The following is a 19,277-nucleotide window of genomic DNA, read 5'->3' on the forward strand; positions in this document are numbered from 1 at the left end:
GACCATGGACCAAGCCGAAGGACTGCGCCGCCTGCACCGGCCGGCCACCAAGGTCATCACCGTGGCCAGTGGCAAGGGCGGCGTGGGAAAGACCAATGTCGTGGCCAATCTGGCCATCTGTCTGGCCAAGGCCGGCAGCCGCGTGATGGTGTTTGACGCTGACCTCGGTCTCGGCAATATCGACATCTTGCTGGGCCTGACGCCGCGCCACAACATTTCGCACGTGCTATCGGGGGAAAAAACACTGGAGCAGGTGCTGGTGCGCGGGCCGCACGACATCTGGGTGTTGCCGGCATCCAGCGGCGTCAGCAGCATGGCCGCCCTGGATGCACAAAGCCAGTCGCGCCTGATCGACGCCGTCAGCAGCCTGGACCTGCCGCTGGACTATCTGTTGGTGGACTGCGCCGCCGGCATCTCGGGCGACGTGCTCACGTTCAGCCGCGCCGCGCAGGACCTCATCGTCGTGCTGTCCAACGAGCCAGCCTCCGTGGCCGATGCCTATGCCCTCATCAAGGTGCTGTCCAAGCAGTATGGGCAGCGTCGTTTCCACCTGCTGCCGAATATGGTGCGCGACGCGCGCGAAGGCCAGTCACTGTTCGCCAAGATCGTCGGCGTGACCGACCGTTATCTCGACGTCTCGCTTGACCTGGTCGGCAGTATCCCGCTCGATCCTGCCTTGCGTGCCGCCGTGCGCGCGCAGCGCGCCGTGGTCGAGTCAGCGCCGCAGAGTCCCGCCGCCGCCGCCTTTGCCTTGCTGGCATCGCGAGTGCGTACATGGCCCATACCGAAGGGGTCGAGCGGGCAGCTTGAATTCTTCATGGCGCAGTGGCTGCAGGCCGAGCAACCCGCCGCGCCCGCCTGACGCCAGTCCATCTGCATCGCGCCCGCCCAGTCGATGACCCCCGTCTCGTATACCCCGGCCGAACCGCGCGAAGAGCGCCTCGCACGCCATCTACCGATGGTGCGGCGCATCGCCGGGCAAATGGCGGCGCAACTGCCAGCCTCGGTGGACATCGCCGACCTGGAGCAGGCTGGCATGATCGGTCTGTGGGACGCGTTGGAAAGGGGGGACGAGCAATCGCCAGCCCAGTTCGGCGCCTACGCCGCCATCCGCATCCGCGGCGCCATTTACGACGAGTTGCGGCGCCAGGATTGGCTGCCGCGCCGCAGCCGCACGCAGGAGCGCTCCATCCAGAAAACCATTCAGGCGCTCACCCAGCGCCTGCGCCGCCCCCCGGAGGACGTCGAAATCGCCGCCCACCTGGGTTGGACGCTGGCGGACTACCACGCTGTGCTGGCGCAGAGCAGCCTGCAACTCGTCTACCTTGAAGACATGGCGTCCGGCGAAGGCTTGGATTTCACGGAACGCCATGCCGACACTTCCATTGCCCAGCCCGATGTAGCCTTGCAGGACGAGCAGCTCGAACGCGATCTGCAGGGCGCCATCCAGGAACTGCCCGAGCGCGAGCGCCTCATCCTCTCGCTGTACTACCAGGAAGATTTGCAGCTCAAGGAAATCGGCCAGGTGCTGGAGGTGAGTGAGTCTCGCGTGAGCCAGCTCATGAAACAGGCCGTCATGCGCCTGCGCGCCAGTTTGCAAGCGCACGGCGCCGCCCCGGCACGCTGATCGCTCAAACCCCATACGCACAGCAGGCCCAGCCTCTCACTGCCCATGGACATCCTGAGTCTCGTCGGTCTCGTCGTCGCGCTGGGTTCCATCTTGCTGGGGCAGTTGCTCGAAGGCGGCCATATCGCGTCCATCATTCAGCCCACGGCCTTTCTCATCGTCATTGGCGGGACCACGGGTGCGGTCATGCTGCAGTATCCGCTGGTCGTGTTCATGCGTTCGCTCAAAATGTTGCCTTGGGTCATCAAACCGCCTGCGCTCGATCCGCAAGCCGCCATCCGCATGATGCTGCAATGGAGCGACACGGCGCGCAAGAACGGCCTGCTCTCGCTCGAAGCTTTGGTCGACGATGTGCCTGATCCTTTCACGCGCAAAGGACTGCAGATGCTGGTGGACGGTACCGATCCGGTCAAGATCCGCACCACCCTGGAGCAGGAGATCGGCGCGGTGGAGCATCACGACAGCCAGGCCGCCAAGGTGCTCGAATCCGCCGGCGGCTACGCCCCCACCGTTGGCATTCTCGGGGCAGTCCTCGGGCTCATCCACGTGATGGAAAACCTGGCCGACCCCAGCAAGCTGGGCGAGGGCATCGCCGTGGCTTTCGTTGCCACCATCTATGGCGTGGGCTCGGCCAATTTGTTTTTTTTGCCGGTTGCCAACAAGATGAAAGGCATCGTGCATGCGCGCGCTAAATTGCAAGAGTTGATCGTCGACGGTCTGGTGTCCATCGCCGAGGGTGAAAATCCACGCATCATCGAGGGCCGCCTGCAAAGCTATTTCGCACATTGAAGGCGGCGAGCCGAAGCCGGCCGGTCAGGGAGATGAACCATGAGCCAGAGCGATGACGATTCCAATCCGATCGGGCCGGTCGAGCCTTACGCGCCGATCAAACCCGTGAGCGACCAGCCCGGAGGTCAACCCCGAAGCCAACCCGGTAGCCAGCGCCGACAGCCCAAGCCAAGCAAATCGCCAAGCGGCACTGACAAGCCCCCGGAGCCGGCGCCACCAACCAGCCCTGGCGGTTCGCGGGGAGGACAGATCGACGAATTGGCCTGACCCTGGTTGAGCTTCGATGGCCCTCGATTGATCTGACCGAACTCCCCCCACGATCCCCGCCGACACGCATCATGGTCAATCTCCTGCTAGTGCTCGCCGCGCTCATCATCTTGCTGCAAATCGGCCTCATGTCCATGGTGCGCAAGCTCATCCAGCAACTCGACCACGAGCGCAGACGCATCACGATGCTGGAAGATCAAGTGGCCTCAGGCTCGGTAGGAGCAGAAGCGCCACGGGCTGATGCACAAGGGAACTCGAATTCATGGATGCGCAATCCATCCGGCAGCTTCCAGCTTGTGCCCGAAGCTCCCCAGCCAGTCTCGTCGTCCACAGCGCCGGCACCCATGCGGCAAGCTGATCTCGCCCCACCACCCGAGGATTTCCTCGACACCGTGGGCGAAGCCCGGATTCCGGCAGCCCAGCCCCAAGCTCGAGCAGCACCAACCCAGGCTGAATTGCGTACGCAAATGCTCGATCTGATGCAGCAACTCGTGGGACAAGGCATGTCGGTGCGGGAGATCGCTGCGCGCTGCGGGCTCAGCGAGGCCGAGGCTGAGTTGATGCTCAGCCTGCAGGGAACCCAGCGGTGAGCAGCGCCTCGGTTCCGCCCGCCGGTCTGCCGCTTGCACAGGCGGGCGGTACGGCTTTCAGTGCCCGCGCCGCGTCGCAGCCTGGCAGCCAGGCAGTGCCACTGGCCCTGCCCCCTGGCGCGCGCGTGGTGGCTGAGGTGGTGCGGACGCAGACCGACGGCGAGGTCTTGCTCCGTTTGGGCCAGACCTTGCTGGCCGCGACCCTGCCCGGCGGACACACCGTTGGACAACAACTCTCGCTGGTGGTGCTGAGCGAACCAGGGGCACAACCGCTGTTGTTGTTGGCTCCTCCCGGCAATCCGGTTTCTTCGCAGGCTCAGCTATCAGCCACGGCGCTGCTACTCGGGCGTTTGCAGCAGTCGCCACAAGGCGCTGTCTTGCAGCCGACCGACCCCGTTTGGGCGCAGCCCAGCGCTGGCAGCACCGCGCAACTGGCCATGGCCCTGGGACGAAGCATCAAGGCCAGTGGTCTGTTCTACGAAAGCCACCTCGCCGCCTGGGCGCAGGGCCAGCTTCCCATGCCCGAGTTGCTGAGCGAGCCGCAGGGCCGGCTTTCGCCCGTACTCGATGGGTTGGCCCAGAAGCCCGCAGGCGCGACCGCCCCGCCCCCATCTGTTCCGGGCGCCACGCCGCCTGTTGCAGCCGAGACGGCCCAAGGGCCATTCGGGCAGACGGGACCATTCGCTCCACCGTTGACGCAAGCCGGGCGGAGCGTCACGCCCGGATTGACGCAAGCCACTTCGGGCCAGCCCCAAGTGGCAATGCCCACTGCTGATGTGGGTTCGCCACAGTCGGTTCGGCAGGCGCTGGACGCCTACGTCGGCATGCAGGCCCAGCCATTGCTGATGCAAACGGCGAGCGCCGATTTGCCGGCGCAGTTGCAAGGCCTGGTGCAGCAGCAACTGGCAACCCTGATGCATGGCTCGGTCATGTGGGCAGGGTCGATCTGGCCGGGGCAGGATCTGCAGTGGACGATCGAGCCGGACGACGCACACCGCCAGCCAGCGTCGGAGCCTGTGCAAAGTGGCTGGACTTCGGTGCTCAAGCTCGATCTTCCTCGCCTCGGCGCGCTACGCGTGACCCTGCATATTGGCGCCGATCAGCATCTGCGCGTAAGCGTGGAGCATGCCGAGCAAGCAGCAAGTCTGCTGGCGCCGCAGCGCGAAACCTTTCGCCAGGCCCTGCAGGATGCCGGCTTGCAACTCGACGCGTTGACTCTGCACACCCGGCCTGCGGCATGAAGTCGACACACCAGCCCAAGGGGGAGTCCCTGAGGGGTTCCCAAGACGAGCAGCGCGAAGGGCGCATGCTGAATCCGGCTTCGGTTCCATCCATGGCCACCACGCCGCTGCGCGAGGCCGTTGCCCTGCGTTACGAGTCGCATGAGGGCACCGCTCCGCAGGTGCTGGCCAAGGGGCGCGGGTTGATGGCCGAGGCCATCATCACCCGTGCACGCGAGGCCGGGGTCTACGTACACGAATCGCCACAACTCGTGCAATTGCTCATGGCCGTCGATCTGGACGCGCATATTCCACCCGCGCTCTACCTCGCGGTGGCCGAATTGCTCGCCTGGTTGTGGCGCATTGAGCATGAAACCGCTGCTGGTCCGGGGCAAGAAGACTCTGCCCCTGTCCGGCAACCGTAACTGCTCCAATAACCTGCTCTCAGGGAGTGCTGACAACAAAATGTCCAATACGACATCACCCGTTCAGATCGCGGATCTGGCGCGGGCCACGCTCAAGCGTCTGACCGAATCGCGCCTGCCGCCAACGCCGGAGAACTATGGCCGCATCTATGCAGAGATTGCGTACGGCGCGCCGCAGTCGGCGCCAGCACTCTCGATACGGACTCGACGTTCGGGCGGTCTGCACTTGCCCTGCCGCAGCGGCCGGGCAAGTGCCTTGGGGTGCCTTGCTGCTCAATTTACTGAACGAATGGGAACGCTCGCAAACTGGCTTGACCCAGTTGCAAAAACGCCAAGCCATCGACGCCCTGGATCCTGCCTCGGCGCCGCTGCAGGATGCGGCCACCCTGCAACAAAGACTCACACAACTGCTGAAGCAATGGGCTGCACTACCCAACCGCCAGGCAGCCGAGGCGCACGAGCGCATCCAGAGCCTGGAGGACGAGCTAGAACAAGCCAGCCAGAAATTGCAGGAAGATCCCCTCACCGGCGCGCTCAATCGGCGCGGACTTGATGTGGCGTTCGCCCGCGATATGTCCCGCGCCGAGCGGCAGCATCAACCGCTGTCTGTGGCCTTGCTCGACCTGGACCACTTCAAACGCATCAACGACGCCTATGGCCATGACCTGGGCGACGAGGTGCTGCGCTCTTTGGTGCAACTCACCCGACGCCTGATGCGTCCGACCGACGGCATCGCCCGCATGGGTGGCGAAGAGTTCATGCTGCTGCCCGATGCCGACGCCAACCGCGCCTGGGGCGTGATCGATCGTTTGCTGGAAGCGTTCTGCCATCAGCGCGTGATGCACCAAGGCAGTGGGCAGCGCGTTGCAGCCACATTCAGCGCCGGTATCGCGCAATGGTGTGTCGGTGAAGACTTCGCCGGCCTCTACCAGCGCGCCGATACTGCCCTGCTAGCTGCCAAACAAGCCGGGCGCCAGCGTCTGATGCACGCCGCGCCGTGCACGAAATCAGACAAGCCTCATGCTTGAAGCCGATCGACGAAGCGGTGCGGTTGCCCGCGACTTGGGCAGCACCTACCATGGCTGAAAGACCTAGCCGCTCATGGAACTGACCGACCTGCAAGCCCGCAATCAGCAGATCCTCGCCTTGTTGCGTGAAACGGGCCGGCCCATGCCATCGCCAGGCTCAGTAGCGCTGGAGCTGATGCGCGCGGTGGAGCGGCGCGATGTGAGCGTGTTCGAGGTCTGCAACATCGCCCGCACAGCCCCGATGCTGGTGGCCAGAACCGTGCAGATGGCCAACTCGGCGCTCTACAGTGGGCTGCGGCCAACGGCCGCGATGGAAGACGCCGTCATGCGCATCGGCGTGGTCGCGCTGGCGCGTTTGGCCGTGGGCCTGAGTCTCGTGCATGCGGCCGGCGGCTGGGACGCCGATTTCGACCTCAATCAGCACTGGCGGTGTGCCCTTGCACGCGGCTTGGTGCTGCAACACCTGGCACGGCGCTTGCGCAACCTGCCGAGTTCGGAAGCCTTCACGCTGGGTTTGCTCGGCAACATCGGCCAGCTGGCCATGGTGTCTGCCTACGGCGCACGGGCTGCCACGGCCGACGAGGGTACCGAGGACGGCTTGCTGCACCACCAGCGTCGTCTCTGGGGTTTCGACCAGAACCAGGCCAGCGCTGCGCTCCTCGATGGCTGGGGTTTTCCGATCAGCCTGTGGCTGGCGGCCTTGCCGATCGGCCAGGACACGGCGCATGCGGCAGGCCGCGGTGGCGAGCTTTCGCTGACGGTCGATGTCGCAAGATGCATGGCCGTAGCCTTGTGTGGGCCGGTCGACCAGGCCGAATTGCCGCGCCTGTACATGGGTGCTGCTCGCCTGGGGCTGGACGCGCAGGCCATGATTGCCATGCTCGACCAGCTGCGCGCCGACTTTCCCTCGATGGCACGAATCCTCGATATCAGCACGCCCAATACACAGGCCGAGGCTGAATTCCAGCGCTTGCGCGCAGCCCTGTCCACAACCCCGCCGATCGACCGCCCCGGGCCGGGGGCTGCATTGGTGATCGCCGCCGACAAGGCACGTGCGAGCGAAATCGACGACGCGCTGCAAGCCGATGCCGACCTGCGCGTGATTGTCGCGCCCGACCTCTGGCGCGGCCTCGAATGGCTGCGTGACCTCCAGCCCGATGTTCTGGTGCTGAGCGCGGAGCTTGCCGGCGTCGACGTCGTCGCTCTGTGCCGCGAGTTGCGCGCCGCGCGCGGCCCACGCCTGTATATCCTGCTGGTGACGGACGATCCAGCGGCCGAGATGGTCTTGCAGGCCATGGACGCAGGCGCCAACGACGTGTTGGCCATGCCTGCCGACGCCCGCCTCCTGCTGGCCAAGGTGCGTCTCGGTGGGCGTACCGTGCGTCTGATCGACGCCCTCGAGCAGGAGCGCCACAATGCCTTCGACATGCAGCGTGAACTTGCCCGGCTGAACGCGAATTTGCGCGCCGCTGCCTACAGCGACGATCTCACCGGCCTGCCCAACCGCCGCGCACTCGACGACTTTCTACAGCGGGTCTGGGCCGAAACGGCGCGAGTCCGGCAGGCGCTGTCCGTCGTAATCGTCGATCTCGATGCCTTCAAGCAGGTCAACGACAACCATGGTCACGAGGCTGGCGACCGGGTGCTCGTTGCCGTGGCCCAGGCCCTAAGGGCGCAGACGCGCGCTTCCGACATGCTTGCTCGCTGGGGCGGCGAGGAAATCGTGCTGGTCTGTCCCGGAACCGATGCCGCCGCTGCGGCCCTGCTGGCCGAGCGCATGCGTGGCGCAGTCGAGCGGCTGCGCGGAGATTTTCCCCAGATCACGCTCTCTGCGGGCGTAGCCCAGGCTAGCCCTGCAGACGAGGATTTTGCAGACGTGATGCGTGCGGCCGATGCCGCTTTGCTGCAAGCCAAACGCGATGGCCGCAACCGCGTCGTGGTCGCCCGGGCTCCGCGCGTGCCTGTGGGTGACTAGGGTGTGTCATCAATTGCCAGTGTCCAAACGTTCAGTTCGGATTGCGACAACCGAAGAGAACCCATGGGACGAAGGAACGCCCTGAGGGACGACCAGTGGGAGCGCATCAAAGACATGCTGCCGGGACGCGAGGGCCAGGTTGGTGTCACGGCGCGGGACAACCGGTTGTTTGTCGAGGCGGTGCTGTGATTTGGCTCAATTAAGTAACACAGTAAGACTAGCGGTCCTACATGGCGCGAGCCGTGTAGGACTTGGTGCCGTAGTAGCTGTGGATGCTCGTGGCCCAGGTTGGATCAACCATATTGGGCCAGTTGTCCTTGTCGAAGCCCGGAGCGCTTTTGAGGCGTTCCTTGTCGACATTCAGCACGAAATATTTGTGGTCGGCGTCAAGCTTCAGAGCGCCCCACGGCACGGCAAACAACTTCTCGCCCATGCCAAGAAAGCCGCCGAACGACAGCACCGCATATTCAACGCGGCCACTGCGCATGTCCAGCATGATTTCCTTGATCTCGCCCAGGTTGTCCGCCTGCTCGTTATGCACATCGGTGCCGATCAGCGTGTCGGCTCCCATCAGGCCGGTGTGGCTGCCTTCATGCAGGGCGCCCACGTTCCCGCCATTCGTCCGGCCTTTGTACATGCCATAGGTATCGCGCTCTTCGTAGTTCATGTTCATCTCGCTTCAAGAATGTGTGTTGAGAATTGACCCAAGCGCTCGCATTGGCCTGTGCCCGAGAACGCTTGAAGAGAAAGTAAGCCCATCGAAACGTGATGTCTGTTCGGCAGCGAACGCTGCGCGCATCGCCCCTTGATTCAATGCCCGGCAGGGCCATACGGCTGGGCAAAGAAGAAGCGCAGCATCTCGCCGGTGGCGTCGGGTCCGCTGGGGTCGGTGTACGAACCCTCGGCGCGCCCGCCGGACCAGGCATGCCCCGCGCCATGCAAGGTCCAGTGTTCGCTCATGGCCTGGCCTTGTCCCCCGTGGTGGCTGCGGGTGTAGCTTTGCCCACCCGCAGAAACACCTTGTTCCGTGCGGATCTGCTGTTCGGGCATGGCCGGCATGGTGCCGAGGCGTTCCATGGCTGCGGCGATGACCTGCTCGCCATTGCGCGGATGAACCGTGCGGTCCTGGTCGCCGTGGAACACGATGGTCGGCACCAGAATCCGCGGCCTGATGGGTGGGCCCGAGACCGGGACCAGACCTTTGCCCTGGCCCTGTGGGCGCAGCCCCGCCGCGCCGCCGCGCATGGCCGCGAGGGCGTCCGGCAGGTTGTTGGCCGCGCCGGGGGCGAGCCCGGAATGCACCCCGACCGCCGCGAAAACGTCCGGATAAGCCGCCGCGACGATGGCCGCCATCGCGCCACCGGCCGACAGCCCCGCGATGTAGACGCGGCGGCCATCCATGCCATGCCGCAGCACCATCGCCTGCGTCATCGCGGCGATCAAGGCCGGCTCCCCCAGGCCGCGTAACTGGTTGTCCTGCTGAAACCAGTTCCAGCAGCGCGCGGGATTGGCCTCCTGCGCTTGCTCGGGGTAGAGCACGAAGAATCCTTGCTCGCCAGCCCTTGCATTCATGGCCGTGCCGGCGGCGAAATCCTCGGGGCTCTGGTTGCAGCCATGCAGCATGACCACGAGCGGGAGCGCCCGGGCATCGTGCTCCGCTGGGATGTAGAGCTTGTAGCGGCGCGTCGTGCCCGCATGCCCGAACACGCCGTCGACGAAGGCGCTCCGGCCGCTTGGCTCCCGAACGACTCCGGCAGCGCCACGCGGCACCAGCCTGCGCCCCAGGGCGGTGAAGCCGGGTTGGCTGTCGCCGTGCGCATCCTCGATGTTCTTCTGTCGATCCATTTCGAGACCATCCCCAAGCTGCCGCGCCCCCGCGGCAGCTCCCGCGGGAAAAAGAGAACGCTCCGGGCGGCCGTGCGCTTCCTCACGCGCCGTGGCTGCCGGCGCCGGCAGTTCAAATCTGCCATCGGCAGGCGGGTCGGCGCTGGCAGCGTCGGCCCTGTCTGCACGCATCACGCCCAGCGCCCGCTGAATGGTTGCGGTGGCCTCGTCCAAACGGCCGGCCTGGGTCAGCCTCGTCGCCTCGCGAATCAGATCCTGCAGGGATGCGTGCATGGTTTGCCGGTGGCATCCGTGCTTGCCGTCATGGATGCGCTCATGGGTGTCCTTGGGCTCGATTCTGGCCCTGGTACAGGTGCCGGCAACCATCCTGGGCCAAGGGCCTGGCGTTCAATCCCTGTTTCGAGCGCCATTCAGACAGGCGGGAACATCCGCAAGTTACCTGGCTTCAGCCCCGGCGGTCTGTGCGCAAGGTAACGTAGGGTTTAGAAGGGCTTTTTGTGTTGTGCACAATGCATCCAAGGGCTTGCATGCCTGGCTGCAGATGACAAACCCGACATTGCAGCTCGCTCCAAGCCCACGCGGCGCTCGCCCGTCCTTGCGTTTGACCTGCGTTCGCCCGCGCACAGACCACTTGCAAGCTGCGTCCCTACATTGCGTTCGGAGAAGTCCCACGCCGTCTTGACCGCCTGGCGGGGCGCTTGGCTTCAGCTTGCCCGCCAACCTGTACGACTGCATTTTTCGGCCCCAACGCACCCAGCACCCATGTACTTTCGCGGAATCGGTACCGCTACGCCACCAGCGCGCTACACCAAGGCCGAGTGCCTCGACGCGTTTCAGCACTCCGACTGGTTCGCGCGGCTGGACGCGCGCTCGCACTTCATTGCCAGCACCGTCCTGCAGCGCGACAACGGCATGGAAGCGCGCCAGCTTGCGGTCGATACGCTCGGCGATGTCTTCACCATCGACCCGAACACCCTGGCCCAGCGCTTTCTCGACAACGCCCCCGTGCTGGCGGCGCAGGCGGCGCAGCGTGCCCTGGCCAAGGCCGCTCTGGAGCCCGGCGACATCGGCGCGGTCATCGTCAGCACCTGCACCGGCTACCTCTGCCCGGGGCTGTCGGGCTATGTGGTCGAGCGCCTGGGGCTGCGCGCCGATGTGCAGGCCTTCGACCTCGTGGGCCAGGGCTGTGCCGCGGCGCTGCCCAATATGCAGCTCGGCCGCGCCCTGCTCGCTTCGGGGGCAGCGGAGCATGTGCTCTCGGTTTGCGTCGAAATCTGCAGCGCCGCGATGTTTCTCGACAACGACCCCGGGGTGCTGATCAGCGCCTGCCTGTTCGGCGACGGCGCCGGCGCGGTGGTGTTGTCGAACGCGCCGAATGCCGCCGGGCCGCGCATCGCCTGGAAAGACAGCATGTCGCTGATCGACCCGACCGAGCGCAAGGCGCTGATGTTCGAGAGCAGCGACGGCATGCTGCGCAACATCCTGACGCGCGCCGTGCCGTCCCTGGCCGCCGAGCATGCGCGCCGCGTGCTCGGCACCGTGCTGGCGCGCGCCGGGCTGGGCATGGGCGACATCGGCACCTGGATCATGCATGCCGGTGGGCGCGACGTGCTGCTCGCCCTGGAACGCCAGTTCGGCCTGCCGGCCGAGAACCTGCGCTACAGTTCGACGATGCTGCGCCAGTACGGCAATCTGTCGAGCGCCTTCGTCTACTTCGTGCTGGAAGCGGCGCTGGCCGACGAGGCGCCGCCGGGTTGGTGGTGGCTCTCGTCGTTCGGCGCCGGCTTCAGTTGCCACGGCGCGCTGCTGGAGGTGACGGCATGAAGCGCTGCGCCGCCTGGCATGGGCATGCCCTGCATCAACATGAGGATCAGCGATGAAAGGCCAAGCCATGACGCCTCTGCCGCGTAGCGTCAGCGCTGAAACCCTCGACGGCCTGGCCGAGGACGACCCCGTCGCCATGCGCTCGCGCCGCGACCTGCAGCGGGTGCATCGCTGCATGGGCACGCGCTCCATCGTGCTGCGCGCCTTGCGCCGCTGGCCCATGCCGCGCGACGCGGCCACACCCTTGCGCGTGCTCGAACTCGGCGCCGGCGATGGCGGCCTGATGCTGGGCGTCGCCCGCGCCCTGGCACCGGCCTGGCCGCGCGTCGAACTCACGCTGCTGGACCGCCGGGCGCTGGTCACCCCCGCGACCATCGAGCAGTATGCCCAGGCGGGCTGGAGCGCAACGAGCAGGACCGTCGATGTCCTGGACTGGGCCGCCGAGCCGACGGAGTCCTCGCCGGGCGGCGACCACGCCGAACGCTGGGACGTGATCATCGCCAACCTGTTCCTGCACCATTTCGAGGGGCAGCAGCTTGCAGCGCTGCTGCGCGCCATCGCGGCCCGCTGCGACCACTTCTTCGCCTGTGAGCCACGTCGCGCCAGGTTTGCGCTCGCGGGCAGCCATCTCATCGGCGCCATCGGTGCCAATGCCGTCACGCGCCAGGACGCGGTCCTGAGCGTGCACGCGGGCTTCCAAGGTCTCGAACTCTCGTCGCTGTGGCCGGTGTGGGACGGCAGCTGGAACCTGCGTGAACATTCCGCCGGCCTGTTCAGCCACTGCCTGCTCGCCGAGCGCTCCGGGGCGGGCTGATGCAGGCGCCTCTCGACGCCATCATCATCGGCGCCGGGCCTGCAGGCTCGGCCGCCGCCATCCTCCTGGCGCGCGCCGGATGGTCGGTCGCGCTGGTCGAAAGGCAGCGTTTTCCGCGCCGCAAGGTTTGCGGCGAATGTCTCGCCGCGAGCAATCTGCCCCTGCTCGACCATCTCGGCATCGGACCCGCCTTCCAAGCCGCGGCCGGCCCCGATTTGCGCCAGGTCGCGCTGCTGCGCGGCCAGCAGCAGGTGCTGGCGGAACTGCCGGGCGCGGCGCAGGAAGGCCAGCGCTGGGGCCGCGCGCTCGGGCGCGAAACCCTGGACACGCTGCTGCTCGAACAGGCCCGCGCGGCGGGCGCGCAGGTGCTGCAACCCTGGGCGGTGCAGGCGGTGCGCGGCGGCAGGGGCGACTGGACCCTGGAGGCGCGCGAGGTCGAAACCAGCGCCCTGCTGACGCTGCGCGCGCCGGTAGCCATTGCCGCGCAGGGCTCCTGGGAGGTGCTGCCTTGGGAGCGCCCCCAAGGCCGGCCTTCCGAGGGTGATGAGACCGCTTCGGGCGGCCGGGCGCTTTCTCAGGACCGGCCACGGCGCCAGCGGCTGCGCCGCGACGCCGATCTGTTCGCCTTCAAGGCCAACTTCCGCCGCGCCGCACAGGCCGAGAGCCTGCTCTCGGTGCTCGCGCTCGACGGCGGCTACGGCGGCATGGTGCTGGCCGACGGCGGCATCACCACCGTGGCCTGCTGTGTGCGCCGCGACCGGCTCGCCGCCTGCAGGCGCGACGAACCCGGGCTGCGCGCGGGGGACGCCGTCGAAGCCTGGCTGATTCGAACCTGCGCCGGTGTGCGCAAGGCGCTGGCTCCGGCGCAGCGCGATGGGCCGTGGCTGGCTGTCGGGCCGCTCGACCCTGGCATCCGGCTCAGCGCCGGCGACGCCATGTTCCGCATCGGCAATGCCGCCGGCGAGGCCCACCCGATCGTGGGCGAAGGCATGAGCATGGCGCTGCAATCGGCCTGGCTGCTGTGTGCCCATTTGCTCGGGCCGAATACCGTCGATGCAGCGGGGCCGGGCACCGCGTTTTCCGCTGCGGCCATGGCCGTGCCGCACCCAACCATCGGCAGCGAGGCCTGGCAGCGCGCCATGGCCCTGCGCTATGCCACGGCATGGCGGCGCCAGTTCGCGCCGCGGCTACGGCTGGCTGCGGCCTTCGCCCACGCAGCCATGCGGCCGGCGGCGTCGGCGCCGCTCCTGACCCTTGCGCGGGCATGGCCCGGGCTGCTGACGCAAGGCGCAAGCTGGAGCGGCAAGACCCGCGGCATTGCCGGCCCAACGGCGCTGGCCTTGCCGCGCCATGCGCGCGCCACGGCAACGCCAACGCAGGGACCCTTCTCCAGCCAAGGCAAGGCCACGTCCAACCCACTCAAGGAACTGCCATGACAACGACCTTCGAGCGCCTGTGCGCCATTCTGGTGAAGGATTACAAACTCGACCCGGAATCGCTGACCCCGGATGCCACGCTGGAAAGCCTGGGCATCGATTCGCTCGGCGCCGCCGAACTGTTTTTCAACGCCGAGGATGTGTTCGGTGTCACCTTCCCGCCCGAACAGGTGCCGCTGCTCACGCTCGGCGATGTGGTGCGCTACATCGACGCGCTGCTTGCGGAACAACCTGGCGGCAAGCCCAAGACCGCGCCTGCCGCGCAACCGGTGAGATGACCGCCCCCACCCGCCCGCAAGCGGGCGCCCCCCGAGGGGGCAGGGGAACTTGGGAGCGGCCCGGCGTTTCCTTGCGACCGCCCCCACCCGCCCGCAAGCGGGCGCCCCCCGAGGGGGGCAGGGATCCTGGCGGCTGGTGGTCGGGTTGTGCTCATGAAGCGGGTCGCGGTCACCGGCATCGGCGTGCTTTGCCCGCTGGGCAAGAGTGTGGCGGAGGTTTACGGCAACGCGCATGCCGGGCGCTCCGGCGTTCACCGCCTCGAAGCGCCGTTTGCCCATCGGCTGATCGCGCCGCTCGCCGCCACGGTGCCGGGGTTCGACGGCACGGAGCATTTCGATCCGCCCAAGCTGCGCATGCTGGACCGCGTCAGCCAGTTCGCCCTGGTGGCCGCGCGCCAGGCCCTCGACGCCGCTGGCGGCAGGCTCGACGCCTGCGACCGCAACCGCGCCGGTGTTTTCGTCGGCACGGGCATGGGCGGTTGCCTCAGCAACGACGAGGGCTACCAGACGCTTTACGGCGAAGCGTCCGACCGCATCAAACCCTACACCGTGCTGCTGGGCATGCCCAGCGCGCCCGCCGGGTGGATCGGCCTGGAGCATGGCTTGCTCGGCCCCAGCCTGACTTACTCGACCGCTTGCGCCTCGTCGGCCGTGGCGATCGGCGAGGCGTGGTTGCGCATCGCCAGCGGCAGCCTGGATCTGGCCCTGGCCGGTGGCGCGGAAGCCCCGCTGGCCTTCGGCTCCCTGAAGGCCTGGGAGGCGCTGCGCACACTGGCCGCCATCGACGCGGCCGAGCCCTCGGCCTCGTGCAAGCCGTTCTCACAAAACCGCAGTGGCATGGTCCTCGGCGAAGGCGCGGCCATGCTGGTGCTGGAGCCCTGGGAGCAGGCCGTCGCCCGGGGGGCTGCGATTCACGGCGAAATGCTGGGCTACGGGCTCAGCACCGATGCCGGCCACCTCACCCGGCCGAGCGTCGCGGGCCAGGCGGCGGCGATGCGCGCCGCGCTGCAATCCGCCGCGCTCGATCCGCAGGACATCGACATGATCAACGCGCACGGCACCGGCACGCAGGCCAACGACGCGGTGGAGACGGCTGCGATCAAGACCGTGTTCGGCGCCCGCGCCCTGCACATCCCCATCAGCGCGACCAAGGCCATGCACGGCCACCTGCTCGGTGCCGCGGGCGCACTGGAATGCGCCTTGTCGCTGCTGGCCCTGCAGCACGGCACCGCCTTGCCGACCATGCACCTGCAGTGCCCGGACCCGGCGTGCGATCTGGACTATGTGCCCAACGTCGCGCGCGAGGGCGTTGCGGCGCGCACCATGCTGTCGAACTCGTTCGCCTTCGGCGGCACCAACGCCGTGCTCGTGCTGCGCGCGGCATCGCCCGCGGCCAGCGGCTGACCGCGCGATCAGCCTTCAGCTCCAAGGTCCACCAGGGCCGGCCATGTGCGCTAACGCACAGACATCAAACTTGCAACGCGATACGTTTGGCTCCTGCCCAGACTTGGCGCTGACATGCGCAACGGCGGCCGGACTGGGTTCACGCGGAGCGTCACGCTCCGCCACGACAAGGAGCGATCATGAACTGGGCACGTATCGAAGGAAACTGGAAACAGCTCAAGGGCCAGGCCAAGGAGCAGTGGGGAAAACTCACGGATGACCAGCTGGATGTGATTGCCGGCAAACGCGACCAGCTCGCCGGCAAGATTCAGGAATCGTATGGAATCACCAAGGACGAGGCCGAAAAGCAGCTCGACACCTGGCAGAAAAGCCGCAAATTCGATTGATCGATCAATCGCTGAAACACCGACCCGAGTCCATGATGCGCAAGGTCAATCGGCTGACCCGCATGTATTGATGCGACCAGATCCCGATGGATCTCGGTCTTAACCAGGAGTCTCACCATGTCATTAGGCACGATCCTGCTGATCATCCTCGTTCTAATGTTGATCGGCGTTCTTCCAAGTTGGCCCCATAGCCGCAGCTGGGGTTATTTTCCAAGCGGTATTCTCGGATTTATTTTGATTATCGTTCTTATTCTTTTTCTGACGGGCCGGATGTAAATATCGATTCGCACCCATGTCATGATTATTGAGTAATAGAACCGGCAGAACCGGATCAAACCGAATCATCAGCCGGGCGCGTCAATGCGTTCACCAGGAGTTCACCATGCGATTCAACAAGGTTCTTTATGCATTCATGCTTGCGGCGTCCGTCGCAAGCTTCACGGGTTGCGCGGCGACACCGAAACAGGACAGCACCGGCCAGTATCTCGATGACACCGCGATCACCGCCAAGGTGAAAGCCGCCATCTTCGCCGACCCCAACCTCAAGCTTTTCGAGATCAAGGTCGTGACGTTCAAGGGCGTGGTGCAGCTCAGCGGTTTCGTCGGCTCGCGCGAGGAGGAACTCAAGGCGGTGGACCTGGCCCGGCATGTGAGCGGCGTGAAGGCAGTGCAAAACAAGATGAGCGTGAAGTAAGGCATCGGCATCGAGACCCCCGGACCTTGCCGGGCGACGCCCCTGGCCCATCGCGATGCCGGAAAAAACGAGCGAGCCGCGCCGCATCCCGCCACCGTTGACGAGACGGACGCACCAGGCGGTATCGAAGGAGCCATGCGAGAAGTTCGCAGGAAATGCCATGGATCGATGCCTGCATCGGGCAAGGATCCGCATTGGCAAGTCGGCCGGTTGCGCCTCACCGCCAGCCGTGCCTTTTCAAATCAACCTGATTCGAGAGGTCACACCATGAGAACCAAGCAGAGAGTCCTACCCTCCATCGTCGCCGCAGCCATGCTGCTCGCCCTGGGAGGCTGCGCCGGCATGTCGAGGCAGAATAAAGACACGGCCATCGGCGCCGGTGTCGGCGCCGTGGGTGGCGCCGTGTTGTCGGGCGGCAGTGGCATTGGCACAGTGGGTGGCGCGGCCGTCGGCGGCATCATCGGCAACCAAGTCGGCAAGTAAGTCAGCCCCCTGCGCGAGGCGTCAGTCCAAACGCTGTGGTGTTGGTCTGATGCGGCGCACACACCCAGAGGTACCCCCCATGACTCCACACATCAAACGTCTTGCCACCGCGTTCGCCATCAGCGCCGTGATGGTTTCGCTTGTCGGCTGTCAGAAGCCCGAGGGCCCGGCGCAGAAGGCGGGCAAGGCCATCGACCAGGGCGCGGCGAAGGCTGGGCAGGCGATTCAAAACGCCGGCAACAGCATTCAAAAAACGGCCAAGGGCAACCCGTAGCAAACGCCGCTCTGACAACGGCTGACCGACCGCGTGAGCCTGACCGCCTTGCCACGCGGCGTGGCCGATCAGCACTCGGCGGCGTTGGCTGGCGCGGTGAGCGTGAGCAGGATGTCGGCATACCAGGCGCAGTTCAGCCCGAGCGACTCGTCCTGCCGCAGGTCGCGGCTGCCGATGTCGATGCGCGTGGTGTGCACGCCCAGCAGCTTCCAGGGCAGTTCCGGGTCGCCGTCGGGATGGCGCAGCACGACGGGCGCGCCACTGGTGCCGCGATGGGTGCGCGCGTCGGTGAGAAAGTAGCCCTGGCCCTGAAAGCACAGGCCGAAGGATGAGGCGATGGTCGCCTGGCGCACCACGGGCAGATGATGCAAGGTGTCGTGGAAGCCGAGCGGAAAACCAACCACGAGCAGGGGGCTGCCCACCTCCACCTCCTGCAGGCAACGCTGCAGGTGCGCGGGCGTGAAACTGCAGAGCAGGACACCGGCCGGAAGCGCGGCGCGATCGATCTCGATCACCGCCACGTCGATCTCGCCACCGTCATCGCTGCCTTGGCGCCAGCGCCGCTCGCCATGGTCGTAGAGCAGGACCGAGAGCGCGGTGGAGCAGGCGAGGTTGTCGGCCTCGGTGTGCAACTCGATTTCGATGCGGCTCGGGGCATGCCCGCTCGGCGCGTCGATCAGCACATGCCGGCTGGTGACCAGATACAGATGCTGGTCGCGCTCGAAGTAAAACCCGCTGGCCCCGGTCAACGGCCGGTCGTGATCGAAGGTCGAAATACGGGTGGTGGTCAGCAGCAGGGGTTCGATCATGAGCAGCCTCGCTTCAAGGCGCGGCGCGCCCGCCTCTTGCCGCGCCAGCCGAGGTCGCGCAGCACTGGCGCCTGAGTCGCCGACCCAGGCGCCAGTGCTGCGCGTTGTGGGTCAATCATCCGTTGAAAGCGCCTCGGTCCTGTGGTGCGGGAGGATCAGCTGGCCGTCGGCGCCGGCAATGGCTTCGATGGTGATGATGGGCGCGGACGACCGGACCGGACCGAAGATGGTGGCGAATGCCACGTCGGCCGCGTCGCGCCCGGAGCCGAAGCGCACGAAGCCCATGGGGACGGCCGTGCCCGAGGGGTCGAAGATGTACCAGCGCCCGCCCAGATAGACCTCGACATAGGCGTGGAAGTCGGTGGGGCCAAGGCCGGGGTCGGCGCCGTAGTCGATGCCAGTGGTGAAGCGCGCCGGGATGTTGCTGGCCCGGCACAGCGCAATCATCAGGTGGGCGAAGTCGCGGCACACTCCTTCGGTCGCGACCAGCGTGTCGATCGCCGAGGTGTTGGAGTTCGAGGTGTTCATCACGAAGGTCGTGTGCTGCTCCACCCAGTCGCGTATCGCCATGGCGCGGCCGTAGCCAGGCTTGAGCTGGCCGAATTCGCGCAGCGCCAGCTTGTACAGCCGGTCCGACTGACAGTAGCGGCTGGGGTAGATGTAGCCCAGCACGCGCGCCGGCAACTGCGCCACCGCGACTTCCTCGATCTGCCCGGGTTCGGCGACATGATGCTGCAGGTCGACCGTGGCGCCGTAGCGCACTTGCAAAGGGCCTGCGGCCGCGCGCAGGCGCATGGCGCGATTGCCGGAGGCGGGGTTGGTCTCGACCTTGAACTGGATGTTCTGGCTCAGCGTCAGGGTCTCCTCCAGCACATGCTGCTGCTCGGTGTGGGCGGCGTGGATATTGAAGACGAAGTCGCAACCGGGCTCGAAGACCTCGTAGTTCAACTCCAGGGTCAGACGCATGCGGATCATGGGGAGTCACGCTCGACGCGCGGGTGGTGTTTGGGTTGGTGGATGAGGCGTTGGCGGCTTGGCCGCGACGCACGGGTGCGCAGCGCCCCTGCCGCCAGGCGCGGGCCATGGCCACCGGCCTCAGGCCGCTGGCA

General features: G+C 66.4%; 23 protein-coding genes and 1 pseudogene. 20 read left to right on the forward strand and 4 right to left on the reverse strand.

All coding sequences use genetic code 11. The features are described 5' to 3' along the window. Positions 1-4 precede the first annotated feature (4 nt). The 10 genes and pseudogenes from ACYCUK_RS11935 to ACYCUK_RS11980 all read left to right on the forward strand — a co-directional run. Entirely contained in the window at positions 5-862 is an 858-nt protein-coding gene (locus ACYCUK_RS11935) for a MinD/ParA family protein (protein WP_461594981.1), read from the forward strand. Between the two features lie 33 nt (positions 863-895). Further along, a complete protein-coding gene (gene fliA, locus ACYCUK_RS11940) occupies positions 896-1,627 on the forward strand; it encodes an RNA polymerase sigma factor FliA (RefSeq protein ID WP_112484468.1) in 732 nt (243 codons plus the stop codon). A 45-nt stretch (positions 1,628-1,672) separates the two neighbouring features. Beyond that, complete coding sequence (locus tag ACYCUK_RS11945; RefSeq protein ID WP_112484467.1) at positions 1,673-2,416, forward strand: flagellar motor protein; 744 nt, start codon at positions 1,673-1,675, stop codon at positions 2,414-2,416. A 39-nt stretch (positions 2,417-2,455) separates the two neighbouring features. Then, positions 2,456-2,683, forward strand: a complete 228-nt coding sequence (locus ACYCUK_RS11950; protein ID WP_461594982.1) for a hypothetical protein — start codon at positions 2,456-2,458, stop codon at positions 2,681-2,683. Between the two features lie 71 nt (positions 2,684-2,754). Further along, a complete protein-coding gene (locus ACYCUK_RS11955; protein ID WP_461594983.1) occupies positions 2,755-3,273 on the forward strand; it encodes a DUF2802 domain-containing protein in 519 nt (172 codons plus the stop codon). Next, complete coding sequence (gene fliK, locus ACYCUK_RS11960) at positions 3,270-4,514, forward strand: flagellar hook-length control protein FliK (RefSeq protein WP_461594984.1); 1,245 nt, start codon at positions 3,270-3,272, stop codon at positions 4,512-4,514. Before ACYCUK_RS11955 ends, fliK begins: the two co-directional genes overlap by 4 nt. A 92-nt stretch (positions 4,515-4,606) precedes the next feature. Beyond that, positions 4,607-4,918, forward strand: a complete 312-nt coding sequence (locus ACYCUK_RS11965; protein WP_461595000.1) for an EscU/YscU/HrcU family type III secretion system export apparatus switch protein — start codon at positions 4,607-4,609, stop codon at positions 4,916-4,918. A 311-nt stretch (positions 4,919-5,229) separates the two neighbouring features. Next, positions 5,230-5,946, forward strand: a complete 717-nt coding sequence (locus ACYCUK_RS11970) for a GGDEF domain-containing protein (protein WP_461594985.1) — start codon at positions 5,230-5,232, stop codon at positions 5,944-5,946. Positions 5,947-6,019: 73 nt separating this feature from the next. Beyond that, positions 6,020-7,921 (forward strand): sensor domain-containing diguanylate cyclase, encoded by a 1,902-nt coding sequence (locus tag ACYCUK_RS11975; RefSeq protein WP_461594986.1) that lies wholly within the window; start codon positions 6,020-6,022, stop codon positions 7,919-7,921. A gap of 63 nt (positions 7,922-7,984) precedes the next feature. Next, a pseudogene (locus ACYCUK_RS11980) lies at positions 7,985-8,107 on the forward strand (IS5/IS1182 family transposase); the annotation flags it as partial. 40 nt (positions 8,108-8,147) lie between these two features. Here the strand turns inward: ACYCUK_RS11980 and ACYCUK_RS11985 are convergent. Both ACYCUK_RS11985 and ACYCUK_RS11990 read right to left on the reverse strand, forming a co-directional pair. Further along, on the reverse strand, positions 8,148-8,588 hold the full coding sequence (locus tag ACYCUK_RS11985) for a PRC-barrel domain-containing protein (protein WP_461594987.1): 441 nt from the start codon (positions 8,586-8,588) through the stop codon (positions 8,148-8,150). A gap of 143 nt (positions 8,589-8,731) precedes the next feature. Continuing rightward, positions 8,732-10,039 (reverse strand): extracellular catalytic domain type 1 short-chain-length polyhydroxyalkanoate depolymerase, encoded by a 1,308-nt coding sequence (locus ACYCUK_RS11990; RefSeq protein WP_461594988.1) that lies wholly within the window; start codon positions 10,037-10,039, stop codon positions 8,732-8,734. Between the two features lie 489 nt (positions 10,040-10,528). Here ACYCUK_RS11990 and ACYCUK_RS11995 point away from each other — a divergent pair, with 489 nt between their 5' ends. The 10 genes from ACYCUK_RS11995 (at position 10,529) to ACYCUK_RS12040 (ending at position 17,359) form a co-directional block, all read left to right on the forward strand. Beyond that, positions 10,529-11,590, forward strand: a complete 1,062-nt coding sequence (locus ACYCUK_RS11995) for a type III polyketide synthase (RefSeq protein WP_461594989.1) — start codon at positions 10,529-10,531, stop codon at positions 11,588-11,590. A gap of 52 nt (positions 11,591-11,642) precedes the next feature. Next, complete coding sequence (locus ACYCUK_RS12000) at positions 11,643-12,404, forward strand: methyltransferase (protein ID WP_461594990.1); 762 nt, start codon at positions 11,643-11,645, stop codon at positions 12,402-12,404. After that, entirely contained in the window at positions 12,404-13,840 is a 1,437-nt protein-coding gene (locus tag ACYCUK_RS12005; protein WP_461594991.1) for an NAD(P)/FAD-dependent oxidoreductase, read from the forward strand. The genes ACYCUK_RS12000 and ACYCUK_RS12005 overlap by 1 nt, the downstream gene beginning before the upstream one ends. Then, positions 13,837-14,118, forward strand: coding sequence for an acyl carrier protein (locus ACYCUK_RS12010; protein ID WP_461594992.1), 282 nt, complete (start codon positions 13,837-13,839; stop codon positions 14,116-14,118). Before ACYCUK_RS12005 ends, ACYCUK_RS12010 begins: the two co-directional genes overlap by 4 nt. A gap of 153 nt (positions 14,119-14,271) precedes the next feature. Next, positions 14,272-15,522 carry a beta-ketoacyl-[acyl-carrier-protein] synthase family protein gene (locus tag ACYCUK_RS12015; protein WP_461594993.1) on the forward strand — a complete coding sequence of 417 codons (1,251 nt, stop codon included), beginning with the start codon at positions 14,272-14,274 and terminating at the stop codon, positions 15,520-15,522. A 179-nt stretch (positions 15,523-15,701) separates the two neighbouring features. Then, on the forward strand, positions 15,702-15,908 hold the full coding sequence (locus ACYCUK_RS12020) for a CsbD family protein (protein ID WP_461594994.1): 207 nt from the start codon (positions 15,702-15,704) through the stop codon (positions 15,906-15,908). A 117-nt stretch (positions 15,909-16,025) separates the two neighbouring features. Further along, entirely contained in the window at positions 16,026-16,184 is a 159-nt protein-coding gene (locus ACYCUK_RS12025) for a DUF3309 family protein (protein WP_112484528.1), read from the forward strand. 106 nt (positions 16,185-16,290) lie between these two features. Beyond that, positions 16,291-16,602 carry a BON domain-containing protein gene (locus ACYCUK_RS12030; protein WP_461594995.1) on the forward strand — a complete coding sequence of 104 codons (312 nt, stop codon included), beginning with the start codon at positions 16,291-16,293 and terminating at the stop codon, positions 16,600-16,602. Between the two features lie 267 nt (positions 16,603-16,869). After that, positions 16,870-17,085, forward strand: a complete 216-nt coding sequence (locus tag ACYCUK_RS12035) for a glycine zipper 2TM domain-containing protein (protein WP_461594996.1) — start codon at positions 16,870-16,872, stop codon at positions 17,083-17,085. 79 nt (positions 17,086-17,164) lie between these two features. Next, positions 17,165-17,359 carry a hypothetical protein gene (locus tag ACYCUK_RS12040; protein ID WP_461594997.1) on the forward strand — a complete coding sequence of 65 codons (195 nt, stop codon included), beginning with the start codon at positions 17,165-17,167 and terminating at the stop codon, positions 17,357-17,359. 68 nt (positions 17,360-17,427) lie between these two features. On the opposite strand, the gene ACYCUK_RS12045 is transcribed toward ACYCUK_RS12040, so the two are convergent. Together ACYCUK_RS12045 and ACYCUK_RS12050 are read right to left on the reverse strand one after the other, a co-directional pair. Further along, positions 17,428-18,168, reverse strand: coding sequence for a S1 family peptidase (locus tag ACYCUK_RS12045; protein ID WP_461594998.1), 741 nt, complete (start codon positions 18,166-18,168; stop codon positions 17,428-17,430). A 111-nt stretch (positions 18,169-18,279) separates the two neighbouring features. Continuing rightward, positions 18,280-19,143, reverse strand: a complete 864-nt coding sequence (locus tag ACYCUK_RS12050; protein WP_461594999.1) for a transglutaminase-like domain-containing protein — start codon at positions 19,141-19,143, stop codon at positions 18,280-18,282. Positions 19,144-19,277 lie beyond the last annotated feature (134 nt).

Source organism: Thiomonas sp., from assembly GCF_054608695.1.

What these genes read in the sequence shown, in the direction of transcription:
- ACYCUK_RS11935 (WP_461594981.1), top strand. Translation starts at nt 5, where the DNA reads ATGGACCAAGCCGAAGGACTGCGCCGCCTGCACCGGCCGGCCACCAAG.
- fliA (WP_112484468.1), top strand. Translation starts at nt 896, where the DNA reads ATGACCCCCGTCTCGTATACCCCGGCCGAACCGCGCGAAGAGCGCCTC.
- ACYCUK_RS11945 (WP_112484467.1), top strand. Translation starts at nt 1,673, where the DNA reads ATGGACATCCTGAGTCTCGTCGGTCTCGTCGTCGCGCTGGGTTCCATC.
- ACYCUK_RS11950 (WP_461594982.1), top strand. Translation starts at nt 2,456, where the DNA reads ATGAGCCAGAGCGATGACGATTCCAATCCGATCGGGCCGGTCGAGCCT.
- ACYCUK_RS11955 (WP_461594983.1), top strand. Translation starts at nt 2,755, where the DNA reads ATGGTCAATCTCCTGCTAGTGCTCGCCGCGCTCATCATCTTGCTGCAA.
- ACYCUK_RS11965 (WP_461595000.1), top strand. Translation starts at nt 4,607, where the DNA reads ATGGCCACCACGCCGCTGCGCGAGGCCGTTGCCCTGCGTTACGAGTCG.
- ACYCUK_RS11975 (WP_461594986.1), top strand. Translation starts at nt 6,020, where the DNA reads ATGGAACTGACCGACCTGCAAGCCCGCAATCAGCAGATCCTCGCCTTG.
- ACYCUK_RS11985 (WP_461594987.1), bottom strand. Translation starts at nt 8,588, where the DNA reads ATGAACTACGAAGAGCGCGATACCTATGGCATGTACAAAGGCCGGACG.
- ACYCUK_RS11990 (WP_461594988.1), bottom strand. Translation starts at nt 10,039, where the DNA reads ATGCACGCATCCCTGCAGGATCTGATTCGCGAGGCGACGAGGCTGACC.
- ACYCUK_RS11995 (WP_461594989.1), top strand. Translation starts at nt 10,529, where the DNA reads ATGTACTTTCGCGGAATCGGTACCGCTACGCCACCAGCGCGCTACACC.
- ACYCUK_RS12000 (WP_461594990.1), top strand. Translation starts at nt 11,643, where the DNA reads ATGAAAGGCCAAGCCATGACGCCTCTGCCGCGTAGCGTCAGCGCTGAA.
- ACYCUK_RS12005 (WP_461594991.1), top strand. Translation starts at nt 12,404, where the DNA reads ATGCAGGCGCCTCTCGACGCCATCATCATCGGCGCCGGGCCTGCAGGC.
- ACYCUK_RS12010 (WP_461594992.1), top strand. Translation starts at nt 13,837, where the DNA reads ATGACAACGACCTTCGAGCGCCTGTGCGCCATTCTGGTGAAGGATTAC.
- ACYCUK_RS12015 (WP_461594993.1), top strand. Translation starts at nt 14,272, where the DNA reads ATGAAGCGGGTCGCGGTCACCGGCATCGGCGTGCTTTGCCCGCTGGGC.
- ACYCUK_RS12020 (WP_461594994.1), top strand. Translation starts at nt 15,702, where the DNA reads ATGAACTGGGCACGTATCGAAGGAAACTGGAAACAGCTCAAGGGCCAG.
- ACYCUK_RS12025 (WP_112484528.1), top strand. Translation starts at nt 16,026, where the DNA reads ATGTCATTAGGCACGATCCTGCTGATCATCCTCGTTCTAATGTTGATC.
- ACYCUK_RS12030 (WP_461594995.1), top strand. Translation starts at nt 16,291, where the DNA reads ATGCGATTCAACAAGGTTCTTTATGCATTCATGCTTGCGGCGTCCGTC.
- ACYCUK_RS12035 (WP_461594996.1), top strand. Translation starts at nt 16,870, where the DNA reads ATGAGAACCAAGCAGAGAGTCCTACCCTCCATCGTCGCCGCAGCCATG.
- ACYCUK_RS12040 (WP_461594997.1), top strand. Translation starts at nt 17,165, where the DNA reads ATGACTCCACACATCAAACGTCTTGCCACCGCGTTCGCCATCAGCGCC.
- ACYCUK_RS12045 (WP_461594998.1), bottom strand. Translation starts at nt 18,168, where the DNA reads ATGATCGAACCCCTGCTGCTGACCACCACCCGTATTTCGACCTTCGAT.
- ACYCUK_RS12050 (WP_461594999.1), bottom strand. Translation starts at nt 19,143, where the DNA reads ATGATCCGCATGCGTCTGACCCTGGAGTTGAACTACGAGGTCTTCGAG.